Annotated in this window: 2 protein-coding genes; both read right to left on the minus strand. The window is 68.1% G+C overall.

Going from position 1 to position 1708, the window contains the following annotated elements:
* Positions 1–60: 60 nt before the first annotated feature.
* On the minus strand, positions 61–807 hold the full coding sequence (locus tag AC07FY_RS32985) for a hypothetical protein (protein ID WP_390076319.1): 747 nt from the start codon (positions 805–807) through the stop codon (positions 61–63).
* Between the two features lie 11 nt (positions 808–818).
* Positions 819–1639 (minus strand): IS5 family transposase gene (locus AC07FY_RS32990; RefSeq protein WP_390076321.1). Its coding sequence is split into 2 segments (ribosomal slippage): positions 819–1300 and positions 1300–1639, totalling 822 coding nucleotides; the frame shifts between segments, so codons are not numbered across the junction.
* Positions 1640–1708 lie beyond the last annotated feature (69 nt).

Consider the following 1708-nt stretch of genomic DNA (forward strand, 5'->3'; position numbering starts at 1 on the left):
ACTGATCGTTTCAGAATGACGAGGCTGCTGAGCGGAGCCGAGTGCAGCTCTGTGTATCGGTTACGGGAGGCTGAGTGCTTCGGCCCAAACATCGCCGCCATCGGCCCAGGTCCACAACCATTGCCGCAGTGATCCGGTCGCGTGGCGCAGGCCGTCATGGGGGCCCTCACCCCAGCTTGGCACCCAGCCGTCTGCGTCATAGAGCAGCACGGGGCTGCCGGCTGCGAGCAATGACAGATGCCACTGCATCGTGCAGCCGCCCGACGCCAGGTACAGCCATGATCCGGGCAGTCCCGCCGCGCAGTCGCGTTCGTGCCGGGTGACCAAACAGGGCCAGTCGATCAGGTCCCCCGGAGCACGCCGACCGTCGGTGAGCGAGGCCAGACCGCCGTCAGGCCCGAAGCCGCCGTCGCCGACCTCCGTGTAGATCCTCCGAAGGAGTGTCGGCAGCGGACGCCCGATGATCTCCTCGGCGGCCTCGACTTCAGGTGGCGTGACCGGCGGAAACAACGGTCCGCGCGGAGCGTCAGCGAAGTAGGCCACCACCTCCTCGGCTTGCGACTTGAGCACGATCATCCCGTTGCTGCTGGAGCCGACCGTCTGGCTCTGAATGTGCTCCAGATGCTCCGGGCCGAAGTGTTCCTCGATCCATGCGTGTGGGACCGGTGCCGTGTCGAACCGTCGGCCCGGGTCCCACGCGCGAGTACACAGCATGTCGATCAGCGTGTCGTCGCCCTCGGCAGCACCGGGTTCGCCAGGAAGTTCTTGACGGGACGACTCGGGGTCGCCGTGCACAGGGGACGTCATGAGCCGGGATCCTACTTCTGGGGACGGAGAGCCTTTCGAAGGCGTCGCAAACAGATGATCGTGCAGGCCAGTTCGAGCAGGCCCTGGTGGAGGTCGGCGCGTCGTTCGTAGCGGGTGCGGAGTCGTTTGAACTGGTGCAGCCAGGCGAAGGTGCGCTCGACGACCCAGCGCACCTTCCCCAGTCCGGAACCGTGGGCGACGCCGCGTCGGGCGATCAGGGGTTTGATGCCGCGCTTCCACAGTAGGCGGCGGTACTTGTCGAAGTCGTAGCCCCGGTCGGTGTACAGTCGCCGAGGCTTGCGGCGGGGACGTCCGCGCAGTCCCCGGATCGGCGGGACAGCGTCCAGCAGCGGCAGGAGCTGGGTGACGTCGTGCCGGTTGCCGCCGGTGAGCGTGACGGCAAGCGGGGTTCCGTACCGGTCGACGATCAGGTGGTGCTTGGAACCCGGGCGAGCGCGGTCGACGGGCGAGGGGCCGACGTGATCCCCCCTTTGAGGGCCCGGACATGCGATCCGTCTACGGCGCAGTCATCCAGGTCCAACGAGTCCGCGCGGCGCAGCTCGGCCAGCAAGGCGGCGTACAGGCGTGGCCAGACGCCGGCCTCGGTCCAGTCCCGCAGCCGGCGCCAGGCCGTCACGCCTGAGCAGCCCACGGTCTCGGCCGGGACGTCGCGCCAGGCGACGCCGGTCCGAAGGACGTACAAGATGCCGGCGAGAGCCGCCCGGTCCGGAACGCGAAGCCGCCCCGGATGTCGACGGCGCCGTTCGGGAGCGGGCGGCAGCAGCGGGGCCACCCGCTCCCACAGGTCTTCAGAAACAAGATCAGCACGCACCCGGACACCCTGCCGACCAAGATCGTCAAGCGCAAGACCCGCAGCTCAACCCATTCTGAAACCATCAGT

This window comes from Streptomyces sp. NPDC045967 (genome assembly GCF_056430495.1).

What these genes read in the sequence shown, in the direction of transcription:
- AC07FY_RS32985 (WP_390076319.1), bottom strand. Translation starts at nt 807, where the DNA reads ATGACGTCCCCTGTGCACGGCGACCCCGAGTCGTCCCGTCAAGAACTT.